The organism is Citrobacter sp. GW821-FHT07H02, from assembly GCF_059418505.1.
Window position 1 is genome coordinate 59,418 of the sequence record NZ_JBWKPZ010000007.1, and the last position, 22,865, is coordinate 82,282.

Genomic DNA, 22,865 nt, shown 5'->3' on the forward strand with positions numbered 1-22,865 from the left:
ACGCCATGTCACTGCAAATTGCACTGGAAAAAGTCCGTTGGTTAACGGCTGGATTACTTGAGTTGAACGGCTGCGATGCGGATATCGCCCAGGATGTCGCTGAACACATGATTGAGGCTGAACGTTATGGTTTTCCCAGCCACGGCGTCACGCTATTACCTAAATATCTTGAGAACATCGCCAGAGGCGACGTGACACCCAACGCCCGGCCAGAAGCGCTGGTCAGCGAAGGCCATCTGCTGCGTTACCATGCCCATAATGGTTTTGGCCAGCACGCGGCAAAAGTGGCGATGAATGCGGCCATTGAGCGAGCAAAAGAGCATGGATTTTGTCTGCTCACTTTGTGCCACGCGCACCATTTAGGGCGTATGGGACACTTCGGCCAGATGGCGAGCGATAAAGGGCTGGCGATGCTGGCGATGAGCAATGTCACCGGAAGACCGGCGCTGGTCGCTCCCTGGGGGGGAGCGCAGGCCCGCATGACGACCAATCCGTTCTGTTTTGCCTGGCCGTTTAACGACGGCAGGCCGCCGATGCTGGTTGATTTTGCGACCAGCAGCATGGCGTTGAACAAAGCGCGGGTGATGTCTGTTGAGGGCAAACAGGCAGCACCGGGGCAGGTGATTGATGCGCAAGGCAATCCCAGCACCGATCCGGGGGTGCTGTTTACCTCGCCATCGGGGGCGCTGCTGCCGTTTGGCGAACATAAAGGCTTTGGTCTGGCGTTGATGATTGAAATGATGGCGGGGATCTTGTCCGGTGGGGATACGATCGCAGAAGATCATCAGGCCGATGGATCCGCGCATAACCACCTGTTTGCCCTGGTCATTGATCCCGCAAAATTCAGCGATCAGGCAGAGGCGAAGGGGCAGTTTTTTGCCGACTACCTGCTGGCGACCCGGCCGCAGCCGGGGGGCAGGCCGGTCATTTACCCTGGGATGCCGGAGGCCGAAACGCGGGAACGCAACAGCAAAACGATTGCGATCCCGGCCGCGTTCTGGTCATGGGTCGTGGAACACTACGCCCGTAAAGGGATTGATTTGGGTCTGCATCCCCAGACGCCTGCGCTAGCTGGTTGAATCTAACCGGTAGAGCTGGGGCTGAATCTGGTGCTTATTCAGTTTGTCATATAACGTCTTGCGCGGCAGTTGCAGTAGCCGCGCAGTCAAACTGACCTGGCCTTCTGTTTGTCGCAGCATATCTTCAATGAGCTTTTTCTCGAACGCATCAATACAGGCGGTCAGACCTCGTTCTTCTTGCTGGGTCATCGGCACTGACTGGTGCTGGGTCAATAATCCTAATACAAAGCGCTCGGCATTGTGTTTAAGTTCCCGCACATTGCCTGGCCAACTTTGTGATTGCAGCCAGGCAAGCAGCATCGGTGAAATATCGGGCAGGGGGCGATTGTATTTTTGCGCAGCCTGACTGGCGAACCAGTAAAATAACTCTGGAATATCTTCCCGTCGCTGGCGCAGAGGGGGAATACTCAGGCTCACCACATTCAGACGGTAATAAAGGTCAGCGCGAAAATTATTTTCTTCACTCTGGCGTAGCAGATCTTCTTTTGTCGCGGCGATAACGCGGCAGTTCACCGGAATTAATTGGTTGGCGCCGAGTCGCTCAATGGTTCGTTCTTGCAGTACACGTAATAGTTTCACCTGCATACCCGGTGGCATGCCTTCAATTTCATCCAGAAAGAGTGTACCGCCGTTAGCGTGTTCTATTTTCCCAATCCGTTTTTTCAGCGCGCCGGTAAACGCGCCGGGTTCATGACCGAAAATTTCACTCTCGAAGAGGGTTTCAGGTAATCCTGCACAGTTTAATGCGACAAACTGACCTTTATGGCGGGTGCTCCAGTGGTGCAACATGCGGGCGACAACTTCTTTGCCACAGCCGGTTTCGCCGTAAATAAGCACATCGGCATCTGTATCAGCGACATTCATGATCATTTTTCGCAATTGCTGCATTTGCGGGCTACGACCAATCAGAATCGGACCGTTTTCTTGTTGCAAACGGGTGAGTAATTGCTTGTTTTCTAATACCAGTCGGCGTTTTTCCACCGCACTGGCAATAATGCTGAGCAATTTATCGGAGCTACAGGGTTTTTCAATAAAATCGCAGGCGCCATTGCGCATGGCTTCAACGGCCATTTCAACATCGCCATGACCCGTGATTAAAATGACGGGGATTTTGGCATCGATTTCAATAATACGGTTTAATAACTCTAAACCGGATATCCCGGGAAGTCTGACATCAGTGAGTACAATAATATTCGTTTGACTCTCAATCACCGGTAAACTCTGCTCAGCATTAGAACAAGATATCACTCGATAACCTGCGAGGGTCAGCGTTTGCTCGCAGGCAAAGCGCACATCATCGCTGTCCTCAATATAAATAATGGTAATATCGCTTGCATTATTTACCATTGTCTTCTCTCCATTCTGGCCATGATAAAGTAATCATCGCACCACCTTCCGGATGATTACTGGCGTGGATTGTTCCATTTGAGTTTCTGACTATTTCGCTGACAATAGCGAGACCGAGCCCAATACCTCGACGTTTGGTGGTGAAAAACGCTTCAAATATTCGCTCAATAATTTGGGGTGAAAATCCGCAGCCATTATCTTTCAGTGTGATGATAACTTTATGATCTTCCTTATAAATTGATATATCCAGACGTTTACGTTGCTGATCTTCCATTGCGTCCAGGGCATTGGTTATCAAATTACTAAAGATCTGCTCAAGACCTAATTCATCACAACCGACGAAGAGAGGACTGGACGGTGCTTTAATCCGGCGTTCAAGATTATTTTTTTCCATGCTGTGATTCAGCAGCGCGACCGCGCTGTACATCACTTTAATCACATCTGCAGAACCTTTTGGCACCCGATGGCGGGAGGCGAAGGTTTTTAGTTCCGAGATTAACTGAGTCATTCGTTCGACAACGGAAATGATGTATTTGAGATTCTGGTCTGTCTGTGAATACATCTTTTTCGCCAGCATTGTGCGGGCGTTGTCCGTCAGGGCATGGATCGCGGCCAACGGCTGGTTTTGCTCATGGGCGATTTCTGTTGCCATCTGTCCTAAGGCGGCAAGCTTGTTGGATTCTGCTAGTTCGCTGCGTGTCAGTTGAATAATGTGCTCTGCCTGGCTGCGTTCTTTCATCTCCTGAAGCAGTTTTTGGTTCATGGACTCAAGGGCATAAGTACGTTCTTTAACCTGCATCTCAAGCGTTTCATTTGCCTGTGTTAATAACTGTTGAGCATGCGAACGCATACGCCAGTATTTGATGATAACCAGTACCAGTAAATACAAAATGAGGGTGATTACCAGTGAAATTGCCCATGTCCAGTAGAAATTATCTAATGGCACAATGATGGTCATTTTCCAGTTAAATTCTGGAATGGAAATTTGCTGAGTGTAAAAACGCGGTAATAAACAAAATTGATTTGCTTTCTCTTTTAAGAAAATAAATTCATTAAATGTGAAACATGGATAATAATCGGCAGGTAAAATATTGCTTAAACTATATTGGCGAGTTAATTGTAATTTTTCTTTTATTTGAGAAGGTAATGGTTCTAAGGTTCTCATTCGCCATTGTGACTTTGAGCTTAAAAATATAATGCTGTGTTCATCACTCACAATGATATTTTCAGGGCCTTCTGCCCATACGTTTTCAATGTCATTAAGGCTGATTTTAACGACCACGACGCCGACGATTTTTCCCTCGCGCTTGATACCGGTAGACAGGAAGAATCCTGGGGTATTCGTTGTACTGCCGATACCGTAGAATCTGCCGTTCAGCCCCATCATCGCTTGTTTATAGTAGGGGCGATAGCTATAGTCCTGACCTACATAACTTCCGGGTTGCCTCCAGTTACTGGAAGCAATGGTTTTACCTTGCGCATTAAGAATAAATATCGCCGCTGTTTTTAATTGTGTGTTGAAGTATTCAACATGCTTATTAAGGCTCTCGGAAACATTATCATCGGGTTGGTCCATAGACTGTTTTATTATATTATCCATCGACAACATATAAGGTAAAATATAATATTGATCTATTGTTGAGTATAATGTTGACTTGTACATCTCTAAACGCATTTTATCAGTGCCGACTAAGGTCATAAAACGCATATGCAAAAATAAGACAGAGATAGTCAGCATTAATAACAGGAGAAAAATACTTGTGATGTGAAAGCGCCATCTATTTTTAATAATAAAAGAGCATGGTGTTCTCATTCAGTATCCACGGACGAGTAATGATAAATGCGACCAGTATATTCCTTACGCAGTGATGATGAGAAATGAAATAGTACCATTGTGTGAGTAAGTGAGCAGAATACATCGGGTACTGTGTGGTTTATCACACAGGTTGTTATATCGGAAAATATTACATTCAGTAACATAAATTAAGGAGCGGGTGTGATCATGCTCTTTTTCTATAACAAAACCGGAGATAATTCTTCCCTTAACCCCCCTCCGGGGTTATGGTCAGAGAGTTTTGTTGAGCGCAGGCTCAATTTTATAATCATAACTCGCTGACTATTTAGGGAAAAATATGCGCAAGATAACGCTGGCATTGAGCGCCGTTTGCTTATTGTTCACACTAAACGGTCCCGCCGAAGCTCTGGCCTCTTCTCCTTCTCCATTACACCCCGGAACCAATGTCGCTAAGCTCGCAGAGCAAGCCCCCATTCACTGGGTCTCTGTTGCACAAATTGAAAACAGTCTGGCAGGGCGCCCCCCGATGGCCGTCGGATTTGATATTGATGACACCGTGCTGTTTTCCAGCCCAGGTTTCTGGCGCGGCAAAAAAACCTGGTCTCCGGACAGTGAGGATTACCTGAAGAATCCGGCGTTCTGGGAGAAGATGAATAATGGCTGGGATGAGTTCAGCATTCCGAAAGAGGTTGCGCGTCAGCTCATTGACATGCACGTCCGCCGCGGCGACAGCATCTTCTTTGTTACCGGACGTAGCCAGACGAAAACTGAAACCGTCTCCAAAACGCTGGCTGATAACTTCCATATTCCGGCAACGGCGATGAACCCGGTGATTTTCGCGGGTGATAAAGCAGGCCAGAACACCAAAACACAGTGGTTGCAGAGTAAAAATATCCTGATGTTCTACGGCGATTCGGATAACGATATCACCGCCGCTCGTGATGTGGGGATTCGTGGTGTTCGTATTCTGCGTGCGTCTAACTCAACCTACAAACCGTTGCCGCAGGCAGGTGCGTTTGGTGAAGAAGTGATCGTCAACTCAGAATATTAAGACAGCGGGCGAACGTTGCGTTTGCCGGTTTGCTGTTTTTTTAAACAAAATTGAGCTGTTCACTTTTACCTTTCGCTGACTTGCTGCACACTGAATAAAAGATGTTCTCAGTGGGCGGCATGCGTGTAAGGGGAATAAAGATGACCAATTCGGAGTTACTGCAATATTGCATGGCAAAAACAGGCGCAGAGCAGAGCGTGCACAGCGACTGGAAGGCCACACAAATTAAAGTGGAAGATGTCCTCTTCGCGATGGTGAAAGAGGTGGAAGAACGTCCTGCAGTCTCTCTGAAAACCAGCCCTGAACTGGCAGAGTTGTTGCGCCAGCAACACAGCGACGTGCGTCCCAGTCGACATCTGAACAAAGCGCACTGGAGCACGGTATATCTGGATGGCTCTCTGCCGGATTCGCAGATCTATTACCTGGTTGACGCCTCTTATCAGCAGGCAGTGAACACCCTACCTGACGAGAAACGTAAACAGTTGATATAACACTGAACTTCGGGGCGATGAGTGCCGCTTCCTGACACACCAGGAAGCGGCATTGGTACCACTACAGCATCGGTTTGAGGAAACGGGCAGTGTGTGAGGCTTCGCACTCTGCAACGGTTTCTGGCGTACCGGAAACGAGGATTTCCCCGCCGCCGCTGCCGCCTTCCGGGCCTAAATCGACTATCCAGTCCGCCGTCTTGATCACGTCCAGATTGTGCTCAATCACCACAATGGTGTTGCCCTGATCGCGCAACTGATGCAGCACGTCCAGCAACTGCTGAATATCCGCAAAGTGCAGACCGGTTGTTGGCTCATCCAGAATATAGAGCGTCTGCCCGGTACCGCGTTTGGATAACTCGCGCGCCAGTTTCACGCGTTGCGCTTCACCACCGGAGAGCGTCGTTGCTGACTGACCGAGACGAATGTAGGTCAGACCGACATCCATCAGGGTTTGCAACTTACGCGCCAGCGCCGGAACGGCATCAAAAAACTCGCGTGCTTCTTCGATAGTCATATCCAGCACTTCGTGGATGGTCTTGCCTTTGTACTTAATCTCCAGCGTTTCGCGGTTGTAGCGTTTGCCTTTGCACTGATCGCACGGCACATAGATATCCGGTAGGAAGTGCATTTCGACTTTGATCACGCCATCGCCCTGACAGGCTTCGCAGCGCCCGCCACGCACGTTAAAGCTAAAGCGCCCCGGCGTATAACCGCGCGAGCGTGATTCCGGTACACCGGCAAACAGTTCACGTACGGGGGTAAATACGCCGGTATAGGTCGCCGGGTTGGAGCGCGGTGTACGGCCAATCGGACTTTGGTCGATGTCGATGACCTTATCAAAATGTTCAAGACCCTGAATATCACGATACGGCGCGGGTTCAGCAAGCGTTGCGCCATTCAACTGCGTTTGCGCAATCGGGAACAACGTGTCGTTAATCAAGGTGGATTTACCGGAACCGGAAACGCCGGTAATGCAGGTAAACAGGCCCACGGGCAGCGTCAGCGTCACGTCTTTCAGGTTGTTGCCTCGCGCGCCTGTCAGTCGCAGCACTTTCTCCGGATCCGCTGCAACGCGTTGTTTGGGCACTTCAATCTTGCGTTTGCCGCTCATGTACTGGCCGGTGAGGGATTCAGGAACCGCCATGATATCGTCGAGTGTGCCTTCTGCGACCACCTGACCACCATGAACGCCAGCGCCAGGACCGATATCGATCACATGGTCAGCGGCGCGAATCGCATCTTCGTCGTGTTCTACGACGATAACGGTGTTACCAAGATTACGCAGATGGACAAGCGTTCCCAGCAGACGTTCATTGTCACGCTGATGCAAACCAATCGACGGCTCATCCAGCACGTACATCACGCCGACTAACCCCGCGCCAATCTGGCTGGCCAAACGGATACGCTGCGCTTCGCCGCCGGAGAGCGTCTCCGCAGAACGGGAAAGCGTCAGGTAATTCAGGCCGACGTTGACGAGGAACTTGAGACGATCGCCGATCTCTTTAAGGATTTTCTCTGCGATTTTCGCACGCTGACCGGCGAGTTTGAGGTTGTTGAAGAAATCCATCGCATGGCCGATGCTCATGTCGGAAATCGCAGGTAGCGGCGTATTTTCAACAAACACATGGCGTGCTTCACGACGCAGGCGCGTACCTTCACAACTGGTGCACGGGCGATTGCTGATGAACTTCGCCAGCTCTTCGCGTACCGCACTGGATTCCGTCTCTTTATAACGTCGTTCCATATTGTGCAGCACGCCTTCGAACGGATGGCGACGTACTGAGGTATCACCGCGATCGTTCATGTACTTAAATTCAATGTTCTCTTTACCCGAACCGTACAGCACGACTTTGTGAACATTCGCGCTCAGGCTGGCCCACGGCGCATCCACGTCGAACTTGTAGTGCTCAGCCAGCGACTTCAGCATCTGGAAGTAATAGAAGTTACGACGGTCCCAACCGCGGATAGCACCGCCCGCGAGCGACAGCTCGGGATTCTGGATCACCCGGTCGGGATCGAAATACTGTTGTACGCCAAGGCCGTCGCAGGTCGGGCAGGCACCCGCCGGGTTGTTGAATGAAAACAACCGGGGTTCCAGTTCACGCATACTGTAGCCGCAAATCGGACAGGCAAAGTTGGCGGAGAAGAGCAACTCTTCTGCTTTTGGGTCGTCCATGTCGGCCACCACCGCCGTACCGCCGGAAAGATCCAGCGCCGTTTCAAAGGATTCGGCCAGACGTTGGGACAGATCGTCACGGACTTTGAAGCGGTCGATCACTACCTCAATGGTGTGTTTCTTTTGCAGTTCCAGTTTCGGCGGATCGGAGAGATCGCACACCTCACCGTCAATACGGGCGCGGATGTAGCCCTGGCTCGCCAGATTTTCCAGCGTTTTGGTGTGTTCACCTTTACGCTCTTTGATCACCGGCGCCAGCAGCATCAGGCGCTTTCCCTCTGGCTGCGACAGCACGTTATCCACCATCTGGCTGACGGTCTGGGCAGCCAGCGGAACATCGTGGTCCGGGCAGCGGGGTTCACCAACGCGGGCGAACAACAGACGCAGGTAGTCGTGGATTTCGGTAATTGTCCCTACCGTGGAGCGCGGGTTGTGGGACGTCGATTTCTGTTCAATTGAGATGGCGGGCGACAGCCCCTCAATATGGTCGACGTCCGGCTTTTCCATTAGCGACAGAAACTGACGCGCATACGCGGAAAGGGATTCAACGTAACGACGCTGCCCCTCGGCATACAAGGTGTCGAAAGCGAGCGAGGATTTGCCAGAACCCGAAAGCCCGGTCACGACAATTAATTTGTCGCGGGGGATGACGAGGTTGATGTTTTTGAGATTATGGGTGCGGGCGCCCCGAACTTCGATCTTATCCATTCACCTTTCCCGGATTAAACGCTTTTTGCCCGGTCGCATGGAGCCACCGGTGACTACAAACGGTTAATTATGACACAATAAAACCTGAATGGATATCCAGTATTGGAATGCAAAACGCAGGTGCCTGTGCAACAATGTCCGGCTGAGGTTGTTGACTGGAATCGACCTCGCAACGTAGTAAAAGCGCTATTGGAAATGCTACAATCCCGCGCTTACACTTATTAAGAAACGTTTTTCAGGAGACACGATCATGGCCAGCAGAGGCGTAAACAAGGTGATTCTCGTCGGTAATCTGGGCCAGGACCCGGAAGTACGCTATATGCCGAATGGTGGCGCAGTTGCCAACATTACGCTGGCTACTTCCGAATCCTGGCGTGATAAAGCGACCGGTGAGATGAAAGAGCAGACCGAATGGCACCGTGTTGTGCTGTTTGGCAAACTGGCGGAAGTGGCCAGCGAATACCTGCGTAAAGGTTCTCAGGTCTATATTGAAGGTCAGCTGCGCACCCGTAAATGGACCGATCAGTCCGGCGTAGAAAAATACACGACGGAAGTGGTGGTTAACGTGGGCGGCACCATGCAGATGCTGGGTGGCCGTCAGGGCGGCGGTGCTCCGGCAGGCGGTAGTGCAGGTGGTCAGCAGCAGGGTGGTTGGGGTCAGCCTCAGCAGCCTCAGGGCGGCAATCAGTTCAGCGGCGGCGCGCAGTCTCGTCCGCAGCAGTCTGCACCAGCGCCGTCTAACGAACCGCCGATGGATTTCGATGACGACATCCCGTTCTGATAATGATGGGTTAATACGGTAACGTGTTTTCTGCAACCCCCTGTCTCGACAGGGGGTTTTTTATTGCCTAATAAAAAGCCTCCACGGAGGAGGCTCTTCTCAATATCAGACTAACACCATCGGCCACTCGGGTGGCGTATGGCTCATCACCTCCACCATCACCGATTCGATATTGCTCCAGATGGTCGAGATATCCACCAGAGTAATACCGAGCAGACCGGTTGCAAACCAACAGGCGGAGACCACGCCAAGAGCGCTACTGATGACTGACAGCCCAATCGCGTCTGATTTACGAAACTGAATATTCAGCGTGCTGGCTAAAAACATGAGCACGGCGCTCAGCAATTGCCAGCGGAGAAGAACCACGCCAGTGGTGATGGTTGCCATGAAACAAATCCTCTGAGAGTAGCTGCTGCCCTGGACAGCACGGTGCTGTTCACGGGAGACGTGGCGCACTCTGGTTATCGGCGGGCTTTGAGAACAAGACTTAATGAAACGTTGTTTTTGTTTCATTTGTTTTGTGAACTATATCACATTGAGTGATTTATTCGCCAGCGTGGGACGCCCTTTTTTGCCTGTTTTATAACCACGATAAATATGTGGTAAACAAGGATGGGAGAGGATTTCTGGTGGTCATGTTTCAGGTTGCATGCGCTGTTATTCAAATTATTTAGCGCCAGGCGTTGGATAATAAAGATGTATCTTTATTACCCTTTTATATTTTCAGTAAAATTAACCATTCAGAAAAATTAACGAAATTTTTTAAAAATACGCATGTCATTCATTTAAGAAAAATCCGAATCCTTGTCGGGCCGCGTATTCCTTAATAAAAATAAGCGTAACTTCAAGTTTGCCTTACGGGAAAATATTATCATCATCCGTCAATATCAGACTTTTACTAAGAAAAGTCTGTTGCTAATGTTGATAGATTCATGCAATTTAATCACCTGTTTGTTATAGACTCGACGTGCTTCAAGTTGCATGTGCTACGGCTGCATTCGTTCACCCCGGTCATTGCGTTTTGTTAGTGCCTGGGTTCGCTTTTACGTGCCGTGTCACTACGCCTGGTCCTGCAACTCGAATTATTGAGCCAGAACATCCAGCCTTGATGATGACAGGCACATATACTGCAGGGAAATAGGGCTGAAATGAATCGTAGTGCGCGCAGCAAGATGCTGAAGTTCCTCGGAACAATCATGGTGGCATTGCTCCCCGTGATGCTGGCGCTATGGTTCGCTCAGGGACGCGCGGTATCAGAAACGCATAACCAACTTCACTCTTTTGCACAACTGGCGTTAGATAAAACAGAGCTGGTTATCTTACAGGCTGATTTAGCGCGTGATGCAGCAGAACAGTATCATGGCAAAGCGTGCACTTCTGCGCATCAGCAACGCATGCTGAATATTATTCGTGGTCGCTTGTATATTAGCGAGCTAATTTATGCCCAGGGCGATCATTTCTTGTGTTCGACCGTTATGGCACCCGCCAGTCCTTATATTATTCCCTCCGCCAATTATCAACGAAAACCTGATACCGCTATTTATTACTATCGCGACACCCCTTTTTTTGCAGGCTATAAAATGACGTATATGCAAAGGGGAAACTATGTGGCGGTGATAAATCCGTTATCTTACAGCGAAGTGATGTCTGATGATCAGTCCCTGGCCTGGGGAGTGTACGATACGGTCACCGAATCATTTTTCTCTGTCAGCGAGTGGGCCAATGTTGAACAATTACTCCCGCTGATACGCCGTGATAAATTAGTTTTTCAGGAAGACAATCGTTTCTACACTATTGTGCATTCCGAAAAACGCCCGATTGCGGTGATTGTTTCGTCTTCAAGCGATCGTTTTTACCAGAATCTGTATCACCAGGCCACGCTGACACTGCCGTTAGGCATTATCTGTAGCAGTATTTTGCTGCTGATGGGGTGGCGTACCCGCCGGGAATATCACTCTCCCCGCCGTTTGCTGCAGCGTGCGATTGATAAACGTCAACTCTGTGTTCATTACCAGCCGATCATTGATGTCAAAAATGAAAAATGCGTCGGTGCGGAGGCACTGTTACGCTGGCCGGGATGTGAAGGGCAGGTCATGAGCCCCACGGAGTTTATCCAACTGGCAGAAAAAGAGGGCATGATTGAACAGCTTACGGATTATGTCGTCGAAGGGGTGTTCAATGATTTGGGCCATTTCCTGGCGCGGCATCCCCATCTGTATATTTCGATCAACCTCTCGGCTTCTGACTTTCACTCCTCGCGCCTGATTGCGTTAATCGCTGAGAAAGCACGCCAGCATTCGGTGCTTGCGCAACAAATTAAAGTGGAAGTGACGGAGCGCGGATTTATTGATGTGCCCAAAATGACGCCGGTGATTCAGGCGTTTCGTCAGGCAGGCTATGAAGTTGCCATTGATGATTTCGGCACAGGGTATTCGAACCTGCACAATCTGTATTCGTTGAATGTCGACATTCTGAAGATTGACAAATCGTTTGTCGATACGTTGACCACCAACAGTACCAGCCATCTTATCGCGGAACATATTATTGAAATGGCGCAAAGCCTGCGTCTGAAGACCATTGCGGAAGGGGTGGAAACACCAGAGCAGGTCACCTGGTTGCTTAAGCGCGGCGTCCATTACTGTCAGGGATGGCACTTTGCGAAAGCGCTACCGCCGCAAGAGTTCATGCAATGGTTACAACGACCGCTCGTGAGCATGATGCAGCACGAGCAGTAATATTACAGGCTATGGCGATAGTCGCTGGGGGTGCGATCAAACTCGCGGCGGAAGACACGCGAAAAGGTTTGTTGCGACACATATCCCAGATCCATCGCAATATCAAAAATGGGGCGTTCGGTCGTTCGTAGTTCAACGGCGGCCAGCAGGAGCCGACGCTGGCGAATATAGTCGCCTAACGTCTGGCGCATCACCGTTCGGAACATTCGCTGCAAGTACCACTTCGAATAACCTGATTTTTTTGCGACCACATCAATGTTCAGCGGTTGGTCGATATGTTCATCAATCCATTCAATAAGGGTTTGAATAATCTGCTGATGGGACATATTGCTGCCTCTTTCTCAGTGTTCAATTCGTCGTTTTGTCTGCGGGCGAGTATAATTCCTCAAGTTAACTTGAGGTAAAGCGATTTATGGAAAAGAAATTACCCCGCATTAAAGCCCTTTTGACGCCGGGCGAGGTGGCAAAGCGTAGCGGCGTGGCGGTATCCGCTTTGCACTTTTACGAAAGCAAAGGGCTGATCAGCAGTATTCGCAACAGCGGCAATCAGCGACGATATAAACGCGATGTGTTGCGTTATGTGGCGATCATCAAAATTGCTCAGCGAATTGGCATTCCCCTGGCGACCATTAGCGAGGCGCTGGGCGTACTGCCGGAAGGCCATACATTGAGTGTAAAAGAGTGGCGGCAGCTTTCATCGCAATGGCGTGAGGAGCTGGACAGGCGCATCCACACGCTGGAGGCGTTGCGTGATGAACTGGACGGGTGTATTGGCTGCGGTTGTCTTTCACGTAGTGACTGCCCATTGCGTAACCCTGGCGATCAGTTAGGCGAGCAGGGGACGGGCGCGCGATTGCTGGAAGATGATTAAACGGTTTGTGTTGACCCGCTGGCGCGATGCGTATCAGGGTTGTCATTTACGCGTTTTTGCAGGACCAAAAACGCGCGCTCCAGTCATAACAGGACAAAACTAAAGCGCCACAGGAGGGCGCTTTAGTTTGTTTCCGGTCTTTGTCTTTCACTCTATCCCGCTGGTTCACGGGAGGGTTTCCCCCGACGTCAACACCCCTCAGTCGAGCACGTGGTGGAGGTTCCGGTCTGTGTTGATACTGTAATTGTATGCCACGACCGCAGGTTTGCCACTGTTATGTCGATTATTTAGCCGAAATTTTTACGCCATCTTCGACAATTTTCTATAGTTAATTGGAATGAAAAACAGGAGGCAAACATGCTGACAGTACATCACTTGAATCAGTCCCGATCCCAGCGCGTACTGTGGGCATTAGAGGAGTTATCGCTGCCGTACCAGATTATTCGGTATCAGCGTGAAAAGACGATGCTGGCACCGCCGGCGCTGAAAAAAATCCACCCTCTTGGTAAATCCCCGGTGGTTGAAGACAACGGCGCCATCCTCGCCGAATCCGGGGCAATACTTGAGTATTTGCAGGAAACCTATGACAGCGCAGGACACTTTAAACCGGTTGATAGCGAACAGAAACGGCAGTACCGGTTCTGGCTTCATTATGCTGAAGGTTCGCTGATGCCGATGTTACTGCTGAAGTTGGTCTTCGTGAGCCTCGGTAAACCTCCCGTCCCCTTTGGGTTGCGTACGCTGGGCGGCGTGCTGGGACAAGGGGTGCAAAAAGCCTGGCTCAATCCGCAACTGGAAACGCATGCCCGCTATATTGATGCGCATCTGGCGGAACGCCCCTGGTTTGCCGGAGAGCATATCAGCATGGCGGACATTCAAATGAGTTTCCCGCTGTTTGCGCTGCTTGCCAGAAGCGGAATTGAGGACCTGACGCACATCAGCGCCTGGAAAAAACGGGTGGAGACGCGACCCGCCTGGCAACGCGCGATTCATCAGGGCGGCGCATTCGAGATCCCCGGCGGGTAAGCTGTTTTCTGGTTGATTTATGAACAGCACAGGAGAAAATTGTTATCAGATTGCGCATTGACGATAACGTTTGCGCATCGATTGTCTGTTTCTTCGCCATTCTAAAAAGAAATGCGTAAAAAGGGACAAAGTTAAGTTGAAAACCCCCGTAGAATCGCTGGATAATCGTTTGCTTTTTTTTACTACCCGTTTTTTATGCGCGGAGCTAAACGTTTGCTTTTTTGCGACACCCCTATTGTTGCAAACGTAGCACATGGAGATGACGTTTCGCTGGCAGTGGATTGTCCACCACGCATATCGACGAAAAAATAAACTCTCAGGGGATGTTTTCTATGTCTACGCCTTCAGCGCGTACCGGCGGTTCACTTGACGCCTGGTTTAAAATTTCACACCGTGGAAGTACCGTCCGTCAGGAAGTGGTTGCCGGATTAACGACGTTTCTGGCGATGGTCTACTCTGTGATCGTCGTTCCGGGGATGCTGGGTAAAGCAGGATTCCCGCCAGCCGCCGTATTTGTGGCGACCTGTCTGGTGGCGGGTGTGGGTTCGATTGTAATGGGTCTGTGGGCGAACCTGCCGCTGGCCATTGGTTGTGCGATTTCTCTGACTGCGTTCACCGCGTTTAGTCTGGTGCTGGGTCAGCACATCAGCGTACCGGTCGCGCTTGGCGCGGTGTTCCTGATGGGCGTGCTGTTTACGGTTATCTCCGCAACGGGTATCCGTAGTTGGATCCTGCGAAACCTGCCGCAGGGTGTGGCACATGGTACGGGGATTGGTATCGGTCTTTTCCTGCTGTTGATTGCCGCGAACGGCGTGGGTCTGGTCATTAAGAACCCGCTGGACGGCCTGCCGGTTGCGCTGGGTCACTTTGACTCCTTCCCGGTGATCATGTCGCTGATTGGCCTGGCGGTGATTATCGGTCTGGAAAAACTGAAAGTGCCAGGCGGTATCCTGCTCACCATCATCGGTATTTCCGTTGTTGGCCTGATCTTCGACCCGAACGTGCATTTCTCCGGTATTTTTGCCATGCCTTCTCTGAGCGATGAGAACGGTAACTCGCTGATTGGCAGCCTGGACATTATGGGGGCGCTGAACCCTGTTGTGCTGCCGAGCGTACTGGCGTTGGTGATGACGGCGGTGTTTGATGCCACAGGCACAATCCGTGCGGTCGCCGGTCAGGCGAACCTGCTGGATAAAGACGGGCAGATTATCGACGGCGGTAAAGCGCTGACCACGGACTCCCTGAGCAGCGTATTCTCCGGGCTGGTCGGTGCGGCTCCGGCTGCGGTGTACATTGAATCAGCAGCCGGTACGGCGGCAGGCGGAAAAACCGGTCTGACGGCCATTACCGTTGGCGTGTTGTTCCTGTTTATCCTGTTCCTTTCCCCGCTATCCTACCTGGTGCCGGTCTATGCAACAGCGCCAGCGCTGATGTATGTCGGCCTGCTGATGCTGAGCAACGTGGGAAAAATCGACTTTACTGATTTTGTCGATGCGATGGCCGGTTTGGTCACTGCGGTGTTTATCGTCCTGACCTGTAACATCGTGACCGGCATTATGATCGGTTTTGCGACGCTGGTGATTGGTCGTCTGGTCTCTGGCGAATGGCGTAAGCTGAACATCGGTACAGTGGTGATCGCAGTGGCGCTGGTCGCATTCTACGCGGGCGGCTGGGCTATCTAATCCTGTCGAACCCTCTAAAAACGGGTGGCTTTTGCCGCCCGTTTTTATTTTCGGAGCACATCCCGTTGTCTTTTGCGTTACTCTGAGGAAGATAGAATTGAGGCACGACGCCTCTCAGTACTTATCATAAGAAACATCGCAAACAGGGATCGCATGGAAATTTTCTTCACGATACTCATTATGACCCTCGTGGTCTCGCTGTCCGGGGTAGTGACTCGCGTATTACCCTTTCAACTTCCTCTCCCCCTCATGCAGATCGCCGTTGGCGCGTTGCTGGCGTGGCCAACGTTTGGTTTGCATGTGGAATTTGACCCTGAACTGTTTCTGGTTCTCTTTATCCCGCCACTGCTGTTTGCGGATGGCTGGAAGACGCCGACCCGCGAATTCCTTGAGCACGGGCGAGAGATTTTGGGCCTCGCGCTGGCGTTAGTGATCGTCACGGTAGTCGGGATTGGTTTTATGATTTACTGGCTGGTGCCAGGTATTCCGCTGATACCGGCTTTTGCGCTGGCGGCGGTACTGTCGCCGACCGATGCGGTGGCGCTCTCCGGGATTGTCGGTGAAGGGCGGATCCCGAAAAAAATTATGGGCATCCTGCAAGGCGAAGCGTTGATGAATGACGCCTCCGGCCTGGTGTCGTTGAAGTTTGCGGTGGCCGTGGCAATGGGCACGATGGTGTTCACCATCGGCGGCGCAACGGTAGAGTTCTTTAAGGTGGCGGCTGGTGGGGTTCTGGCGGGGTTTGTGGTCAGCTGGCTCTATGGTCGCTCTCTGCGCTTCCTGAGCCGCTGGGGTGGTGATGAACCGGCAACCCAAATCGTTCTGCTGTTCCTGCTGCCGTTTGCCTCCTACCTGATTGCGGAACATATTGGCGTGTCCGGCATTCTGGCGGCGGTGGCGGCCGGGATGACCATCACCCGCTCTGGTGTTATGCGCCGTGCGCCGCTGGCGATGCGTCTGCGTGCTAACAGTACCTGGGCGATGCTGGAGTTTGTGTTTAACGGCATGGTCTTCCTGCTATTGGGACTGCAATTGCCGGGCATTCTGGAATCGTCGCTGGTGGCGGCAGAAGCCGATCCGAACGTTGAAATGTGGATGCTGTTTACCGATATTGTGCTGATTTACGTGGCGCTGATGTTGGTACGATTTGGCTGGTTGTGGACGATGAAAAATTTCAGCCAGCGCTTCCTGAAGAAAAAACCGATGGAGTTTGGCTCCTGGACGACGCGTGAAATTCTGATTGCCTCTTTTGCCGGTGTTCGTGGGGCGATCACCCTGGCGGGTGTGCTTTCTATCCCGCTGCTGCTGCCTGATGGCAGCGTCTTTCCCGCGCGCTACGAACTCGTCTTTTTGGCCGCAGGGGTGATTTTATTTTCGCTGTTTGTCGGTGTGGTGATGCTGCCGATTCTGCTGCAACATCTGGAAGTGGCCGACCACTCTCAGCAGCAGAAAGAGATGCGGATCGCGCGGGCGGCGACGGCTGAGGTGGCGATTGTCGCCATCCAGAAAATGGAAGAACGTCTGGCGGCGGATAGCGAAGAGAACATCGATAACCAGTTGCTGACGGAGGTCAGTTCCCGCGTGATTGGTAATTTACGCCGTCGTGCCGATGGGCGTAATGATGTCGAAAGTTCAATGCAGGAGGAAAACCTTGAGCGGCGATTCCGTCTGGCGGCATTACGCTCCGAACGCGCCGAGTTGTATCACCTGCGCGCCACGCGCGAGATCAGCAATGAAACGTTGCAGAAACTGCTGCACGATCTCGATTTGCTGGAAGCGCTGCTGATCGAAAATCAGTAAACCTCGTGGTTGCCTGATGGCGCTGCGCTTATCAGGCCTACAATACCTGTTGGGCTCTTTGTAGGCCGGATAAGGCGTGAGCGCCGCCATCCGGCAACCCACTTTGCGAGCCGCATTCCTGAATTAATCTGGCTATCTTGCTGCTTCCCTCTGATCCTTCTATGTTGCGAAAAAAGGAGGGAATATGTCTGACTATCGGCGCAACTATATTAACGGTGGGACATGGTTTTTTACGGTTAACCTGCGCAATCGCAGAAGTCATCTTTTGACAACGCAAATCACTGCGCTTCGCGATGCTATTTGGGCGGTTAAAAGAAATAAGCCATTTTACATCAATGCCTGGGTTGTCTTGCCCGAGCATATGCACTGTATCTGGACGTTGCCTGACAACGAATATGACTTTTCCTGCCGCTGGCGGGAGATTAAAAAAAGATTCAGTAAGACACTGCGCTTAAACCAGGTCTGGCAACCGCGATTCTGGGAACACACCCTCCGGGATGAACGTGATTACCATCACCACATTGATTATATTTATCTCAATCCCATTAAGCATGGCTGGGTTAAGCGGGTGAGCGAATGGCCTTTTTCCTCGTTTCATCGTGATGTGAGGCTTGGTTTGTATCCAGAAAACTGGGCCGGTGAAGTGGCCGACTTATGTGCAGGTGAACGAGCCTGATGGTGCTGCGCTTATCAGGCCTACAAATCCAGCCTGTGCGCCCGGTGACGTCTCGCTTACCGGGCAATGCGCCGTTCCTGCGTTAACCAAAACCCTTCGCAACATTTCAACCATGCCTGGGCGCTATGCGACAGGTAAACGCCTTCGCGCCAAATCATCCCCAACTGCCAGCGTAAGTCGCTCTCCAGCGGGAGCCAGCGCAGCGTATTCTTATCCAGACGCTGACAAATCGGTTCCGGCAAAATGGCAATGCCAACGCCCGCCTGCACCATGGCCGCCAGAAAATCCCACTGCCCGCTGCGCACGGCAATACGCGGCTTCACGCCATGTTGGTGAAAAAGCTGCATCAGCTGGCGGCTCAACGCAAAATCTTCGTTGTAGATAAGCAATGGGTGTTCCGCCAACGCCTCCGGGGAAATCGATTCGCACTTCGTCCACTGGCCGGAGCGCGGCACCAGTACGCACAGGGGATGGCTAAAGAGCGGCAACGTTGCCAGTCCGCTTTCCTCTTCGACAGGCAGCGCGGTCATGGCGACATCCAGCTCGCCATTGCTCACCGCCTGCTGCACTGTCAGACCGCCAAACTCTGAAATCTTCAGTTCCACGCCGGGGTAGCGCTGGCGAAACAGGCTAATTGGTCCCGCCATTAACATGCCCACCATTGGGGGAATGCCGAGGCGCAACACGCCTTTGTTGAGATGGTTAATATCCCCCAGTTCGGCTTCCAGTTGGCGGAACTCTGCGAGAATCGCCAGTCCGCGCTCAAAGACCACGCGCCCCGTATCGGTCAGCAAAAGCCGCCGCCCGTCGCGGATCAGCAGCGTACAGTTGAGTTCATCTTCAAGGTTCTTCAGCATTTTGCTGATGGTAGGCTGGGTGACAAATAACTTCTCCGCTGCGCGGGTGAAACTTTGCTGGCGCACCACCTCGACAAAATAACGCAGCGTTCTGATATCCATGATTATTCCTTAAGACTATGCCTGCAATGAGTTTAATTCATTTCAGTCCAGGGCGGAGGCTCTCTATACTGGCGCTTCGTATTATTTTTCAGGACATTTCCTCATGGCTGTGGCGATAAGCCGCGTTACGCCTGCCGTTGTGCAACGACTCCAGGTACCGGTTCAGGTACTGCTGTATGCAGGTTTATTTGTTTTTGCCCAATATCTCGTCGTCTGGCTGCATCTGCCGTTACCCGCCAATCTGGTCGGGATGGTGTTGATGTTGGCGTTGATTGTCTGTCGGGTAGTTCCGCTCAAATGGGTTCGGGCGGGCGCACACTGGTTGCTGGCCGAAATGCTGCTGTTCTTTATTCCGGCGGTGGTCGCTGTCGTCAACTACACGCAACTGCTGCTGGTGGACGGATGGCGAATCTTTGCGGTGATCGCCATCAGCACCCTGATGGTGTTGGGCACCACCGCGTGGGTGGTGGACAAAGTGTATCGCTACGAGTTAAGCAGGTTAAACCGTGAGTAATTTCCAGTTAAGCATACTGTGCCTGGCTGTCACGTTGGTTATCTATTTCGCCAACAAACGTCTGTACCGTCGTTTTCGTAAACTGCCGTTAATGCCGCTGGTACTCACTCCTGCGCTCCTGGTGTTGATGCTGGTGTTTGGACATATCTCCTGGCAAAACTATATTGGCGAATCGCACTGGTTGTTGTGGTTGCTCGGCCCGGCGACCATTGCGTTTGCCGTACCGGTTTACGATAACATCGCGATTATCAAACGCCACTGGATGTCGCTGACCGCAGGCGTGGTGACGGCGACGGTGGTGGCTATCACCAGTTCCGTGTGGCTGGCGCGCTTATTTACATTGCCGGATGAGATCCAGCGCAGTCTGGCGGTGCGTTCCATCACCACGCCCTTTGCGCTGGCGGCAGCAGAACCGTTGGGTGGGCAACCGGATTTAGTCGCGCTGTTTGTTGTGGTCACCGGGGTATTTGGCATGGCGGTTGGCGATGCGCTGTTTTTGCGTCTCTCTATTCGTGAAGGGATGGCAAAAGGGGCGGGGTTTGGCGCCGCTTCCCACGGCGCGGGCACCGCGCGATCCTATGAACTGGGTCAGCAGGAAGGGGTTGTGGCCAGTCTGGTTATGATGCTTTCAGGGGTTGTGACCGTGCTGGCGGCGCCGCTGGTTGCCAGAGTTATGTTCTGATTTTGCTGTCGGCAATGTTCATTACTCTGCGTACTCATTACACTGGCGGGTAACTCTACTCGCTGATGTAAGGATACAAAGTGTGAAGTATTTATGGCTGTCTGCCCTCTTATTTAGCCAGTCCGTTTTGGCCTGGTGTCCTGATGAAAATCAACACATTACCCTGCAGGGTAAGCTGGTGCAGCACACTTACCCTGGCCCGCCGAATTTCGAAAGCATCGAGGAGGGTGACGAAGCGCTGACTTACGATTTTTTGCAGCTTAACGAGCCTCTTGAATGCAATATCACCAGCGCAGACGAACAGGTTCCTGAAGTGCAGCTTATTTTCATCGATAAGACGAAAGTCACTTACGCCGACATCGCGCCGAGTCTGGATAAAGAGGTCATCGTAACGGGGGAAACCCAGTATTTGCAGTCTGGTTGGCACTTCACGTCCGTTTTACTCCTGTTGGATGATGTAAAAGAGGTCAGCGGGGCGACCACGCCAGAGCAGAAAAAGAGCATGTTGGTTCAGTTGCAACAGTTCCAGCAGGCGCTGCGAGAAAAGGACGTTGCCGCGCTGAAAACATATTTTGTGTTTCCGGTTGAGGGCGATACGTGGGGCTTTTTCCCTCATATTGATTCGCAGGAACCGGAAAAACTCACCGAGGCCGTTTTTGACAAAAATGCGACAAAAGTCATTGATAGCTTGCAGATGCTCAGTGAAATCATGGTGAATCCTGATGTGCAGACCCTCGGCGAGCGCAGGATAAATGCGTTATCTGAAGAAGAACAAAAACGGCACTACTTTCCAGCAGAAGACGATGGGATGTTCTTTTACGAGGAGAATGGGCAAAAGCATACCGTTGAAGGGACGTGCGATACCGTTGCTGGCGGCGAGTTCGAAGAGGGGAGTTTGCGTCTTTATCTGGGGACCAGCGCCAATAAACAACTCCCCGGCCTTTCTGAGTACTGCGATGGCGCGTCGTCCTACATTTTTAAGCTGATTGACGGAAAACTCAGACTGGTTGGCAGCGTTACCGTGGGGTAGGGAAAAGCGCCACGCGGCTTGTCACCGCATGGCGCTCGCGATTTATTTCAATCGCGAAACCAGTTCAAACTCGGTAAAGTTCACCGGACGCTGTTGCTGTATAGAGATATTTCCGGCGATGCCTGTGAGAATCGACATCGCCCCGGCGCGGTGGTCGGCGGCGCGCTGGAGGGGGTCATGCTGTGGCTCGCCGAACAGGTCTGCCAGCATGGCGTTATCACCGCCCCCATGTCCGCCTTCTCCCAGTGTGAAATCCGCCTTCCACGGTGCGTCAAACATCGGATAAACGGTGATATCGCAAGCCTCAAGACTGCCCTCATTCTCACGCTCACCCCCGGCGTTCACGTAAGATTTCTCAACAATCTTCATCTCCAGGCGCCCTTCACTGCCGTTAAAGACCACGTTTAACCCTTCCCAGGGCAAATACGTATTCAGTGAGTAGGTAAGCTGCACCTGATTCTGGTATTTCACCAGCACCGACATGGTGTCTTCAATGGTAATACCGTCGCTGAACACGCTTTGATCGCGGAAGTAATTGTCCTCATGTTCGGCATCCAGATAGAGCGCTTTAAGCTGCGGATTTTCTGCCATCTGTAGCGCAAACGGATCATCTTTGGCGTGTGAGTAACCGTGGGCGCGCGGGTAAAATTGCGTCACGCCACGGCGTTCGGCGTTCTCTTTACCGTAAAAACGTAGGCCGCCTTCGGCATAAACGCGCTCCGGGTAGCTCTCCAGCCAGAAGTTCATCAGGTCAAAATGGTGGGTGGATTTATGCACCAGCAGACCGCCGCTGTTGCGTTTTTCACGGTGCCAGCGACGGAAATAATCGGCCCCGTGCTCCGTATTCAGCAGCCATTCAAAATGAACGGAGTAAACCTCGCCGATAGTGCCGTTCATCAACAGTTCACGCACTTTGCTGTGGTGTGGGGCATAGCGATAGTTAAAGGCGACCCGTACTTGCCTGCCGGTTTCCTCAATGGCATCAAGGATGCGCAGCGCGCGCTTTTCATCGATGGTCATCGGCTTTTCTGTGATCACATCGCAGCCCGCGTGCAGCGCCCGGACGATGTAATCGTCATGTGTGCGATCCATTGTCGTGACAATAATGATATCCGGGCGGGTTTCGCGGATCATCTCTTCAAACTGCTGGGCTTTCCAGGTGGAGGCGGGGACTGCGCCTTCTTTCTCCAGCAACTGATTGGCGTAGTTCATACGGGTTTGGTTGGTATCGCAAAAGGCGACCAGTCGGGCGTTCTCTTGCCACTGCCCGCCAATCGCCGAGATATACAGTCCCGCACGCCCACCGGTTCCCACCAGGGCATATTTTTTCATAGCATCCTCTTTTCACTAAATGAATTAATGTGTTGATGTAATAAAAACGGCGTTTCAATTCAGTTTGGGTACTGTATCGCTATTGCAGGAGAGGGGGAGAACGCAATTCTAAAAATGTGATCCCCGGCCA

20 protein-coding genes are annotated in these 22,865 nt (G+C 51.8%); 13 read left to right on the plus strand and 7 right to left on the minus strand.

From position 1 onward, the window contains the following. Positions 1-5 precede the first annotated feature (5 nt). A complete protein-coding gene (locus tag AC07NP_RS10105) occupies positions 6-1,079 on the plus strand; it encodes an Ldh family oxidoreductase (protein WP_203359285.1) in 1,074 nt (357 codons plus the stop codon). Here the strand turns inward: AC07NP_RS10105 and AC07NP_RS10110 are convergent. Together AC07NP_RS10110 and AC07NP_RS10115 are read right to left on the minus strand one after the other, a co-directional pair. After that, entirely contained in the window at positions 1,068-2,426 is a 1,359-nt protein-coding gene (locus tag AC07NP_RS10110) for a sigma-54-dependent transcriptional regulator (protein WP_203359284.1), read from the minus strand. The genes AC07NP_RS10105 and AC07NP_RS10110 overlap by 12 nt on opposite strands. Then, on the minus strand, positions 2,416-4,239 hold the full coding sequence (locus AC07NP_RS10115) for a sensor histidine kinase (RefSeq protein WP_494660387.1): 1,824 nt from the start codon (positions 4,237-4,239) through the stop codon (positions 2,416-2,418). The genes AC07NP_RS10110 and AC07NP_RS10115 overlap by 11 nt, the downstream gene beginning before the upstream one ends. Before the next feature lie 319 nt (positions 4,240-4,558). On the opposite strand from AC07NP_RS10115, the gene aphA reads away from it, so the two are divergent. Both aphA and AC07NP_RS10125 read left to right on the plus strand, forming a co-directional pair. Beyond that, a complete protein-coding gene (gene aphA, locus AC07NP_RS10120; RefSeq protein WP_203359282.1) occupies positions 4,559-5,272 on the plus strand; it encodes an acid phosphatase AphA in 714 nt (237 codons plus the stop codon). Between the two features lie 140 nt (positions 5,273-5,412). Further along, complete coding sequence (locus tag AC07NP_RS10125) at positions 5,413-5,763, plus strand: MmcQ/YjbR family DNA-binding protein (protein WP_192613762.1); 351 nt, start codon at positions 5,413-5,415, stop codon at positions 5,761-5,763. Between the two features lie 61 nt (positions 5,764-5,824). Here the strand turns inward: AC07NP_RS10125 and uvrA are convergent, their stop codons facing one another. Then, the gene (gene uvrA, locus AC07NP_RS10130; RefSeq protein WP_276293146.1) at positions 5,825-8,647 is read right to left on the minus strand and encodes an excinuclease ABC subunit UvrA; all 2,823 of its coding nucleotides are present in this window, start codon (positions 8,645-8,647) and stop codon (positions 5,825-5,827) included. Positions 8,648-8,897: 250 nt separating this feature from the next. Here uvrA and ssb1 point away from each other — a divergent pair, with 250 nt between their 5' ends. After that, on the plus strand, positions 8,898-9,428 hold the full coding sequence (gene ssb1 / locus AC07NP_RS10135) for a single-stranded DNA-binding protein SSB1 (RefSeq protein WP_192613760.1): 531 nt from the start codon (positions 8,898-8,900) through the stop codon (positions 9,426-9,428). 105 nt (positions 9,429-9,533) lie between these two features. Here ssb1 and AC07NP_RS10140 read toward each other — a convergent pair whose 3' ends face one another. Further along, positions 9,534-9,815: a YjcB family protein gene (locus AC07NP_RS10140; protein WP_494660388.1), complete on the minus strand. Its 282-nt coding sequence runs from the start codon at positions 9,813-9,815 to the stop codon at positions 9,534-9,536. A gap of 761 nt (positions 9,816-10,576) precedes the next feature. Here AC07NP_RS10140 and AC07NP_RS10145 point away from each other — a divergent pair. Continuing rightward, complete coding sequence (locus AC07NP_RS10145) at positions 10,577-12,163, plus strand: EAL domain-containing protein (protein WP_494660389.1); 1,587 nt, start codon at positions 10,577-10,579, stop codon at positions 12,161-12,163. Positions 12,164-12,165: 2 nt separating this feature from the next. On the opposite strand, the gene soxS is transcribed toward AC07NP_RS10145, so the two are convergent. Then, positions 12,166-12,489 carry a superoxide response transcriptional regulator SoxS gene (gene soxS, locus AC07NP_RS10150; protein ID WP_162381798.1) on the minus strand — a complete coding sequence of 108 codons (324 nt, stop codon included), beginning with the start codon at positions 12,487-12,489 and terminating at the stop codon, positions 12,166-12,168. An 86-nt stretch (positions 12,490-12,575) separates the two neighbouring features. On the opposite strand from soxS, the gene soxR reads away from it, so the two are divergent. The 5 genes from soxR (at position 12,576) to AC07NP_RS10175 (ending at position 18,218) form a co-directional block, all read left to right on the plus strand. Next, positions 12,576-13,034 (plus strand): redox-sensitive transcriptional activator SoxR, encoded by a 459-nt coding sequence (gene soxR, locus AC07NP_RS10155; RefSeq protein ID WP_203359279.1) that lies wholly within the window; start codon positions 12,576-12,578, stop codon positions 13,032-13,034. A 357-nt stretch (positions 13,035-13,391) separates the two neighbouring features. Continuing rightward, a complete protein-coding gene (locus tag AC07NP_RS10160; protein ID WP_203359278.1) occupies positions 13,392-14,060 on the plus strand; it encodes a glutathione S-transferase family protein in 669 nt (222 codons plus the stop codon). A gap of 332 nt (positions 14,061-14,392) precedes the next feature. Then, complete coding sequence (gene ghxP / locus AC07NP_RS10165; protein ID WP_494660390.1) at positions 14,393-15,742, plus strand: guanine/hypoxanthine transporter GhxP; 1,350 nt, start codon at positions 14,393-14,395, stop codon at positions 15,740-15,742. A 153-nt stretch (positions 15,743-15,895) separates the two neighbouring features. After that, entirely contained in the window at positions 15,896-17,542 is a 1,647-nt protein-coding gene (locus AC07NP_RS10170) for a Na+/H+ antiporter (RefSeq protein WP_203359276.1), read from the plus strand. Between the two features lie 184 nt (positions 17,543-17,726). Continuing rightward, positions 17,727-18,218 (plus strand): REP-associated tyrosine transposase, encoded by a 492-nt coding sequence (locus AC07NP_RS10175; protein WP_494660391.1) that lies wholly within the window; start codon positions 17,727-17,729, stop codon positions 18,216-18,218. Positions 18,219-18,274: 56 nt separating this feature from the next. On the opposite strand, the gene AC07NP_RS10180 is transcribed toward AC07NP_RS10175, so the two are convergent. After that, the gene (locus tag AC07NP_RS10180) at positions 18,275-19,177 is read right to left on the minus strand and encodes a LysR family transcriptional regulator (protein WP_494660392.1); all 903 of its coding nucleotides are present in this window, start codon (positions 19,175-19,177) and stop codon (positions 18,275-18,277) included. Positions 19,178-19,280: 103 nt separating this feature from the next. On the opposite strand from AC07NP_RS10180, the gene AC07NP_RS10185 reads away from it, so the two are divergent. The 3 genes from AC07NP_RS10185 (at position 19,281) to AC07NP_RS10195 (ending at position 21,403) form a co-directional block, all read left to right on the plus strand. Further along, positions 19,281-19,691 (plus strand): CidA/LrgA family protein, encoded by a 411-nt coding sequence (locus tag AC07NP_RS10185; protein WP_494660393.1) that lies wholly within the window; start codon positions 19,281-19,283, stop codon positions 19,689-19,691. Continuing rightward, positions 19,684-20,373, plus strand: a complete 690-nt coding sequence (locus tag AC07NP_RS10190) for an LrgB family protein (RefSeq protein ID WP_203359274.1) — start codon at positions 19,684-19,686, stop codon at positions 20,371-20,373. The genes AC07NP_RS10185 and AC07NP_RS10190 overlap by 8 nt, the downstream gene beginning before the upstream one ends. An 82-nt stretch (positions 20,374-20,455) precedes the next feature. Continuing rightward, the gene (locus AC07NP_RS10195) at positions 20,456-21,403 is read left to right on the plus strand and encodes a hypothetical protein (RefSeq protein ID WP_203359273.1); all 948 of its coding nucleotides are present in this window, start codon (positions 20,456-20,458) and stop codon (positions 21,401-21,403) included. Positions 21,404-21,445: 42 nt separating this feature from the next. Here the strand turns inward: AC07NP_RS10195 and AC07NP_RS10200 are convergent, their stop codons facing one another. Next, positions 21,446-22,735 carry a Gfo/Idh/MocA family protein gene (locus tag AC07NP_RS10200; protein WP_494660394.1) on the minus strand — a complete coding sequence of 430 codons (1,290 nt, stop codon included), beginning with the start codon at positions 22,733-22,735 and terminating at the stop codon, positions 21,446-21,448. Between the last annotated feature and the right edge of the window lie 130 nt (positions 22,736-22,865).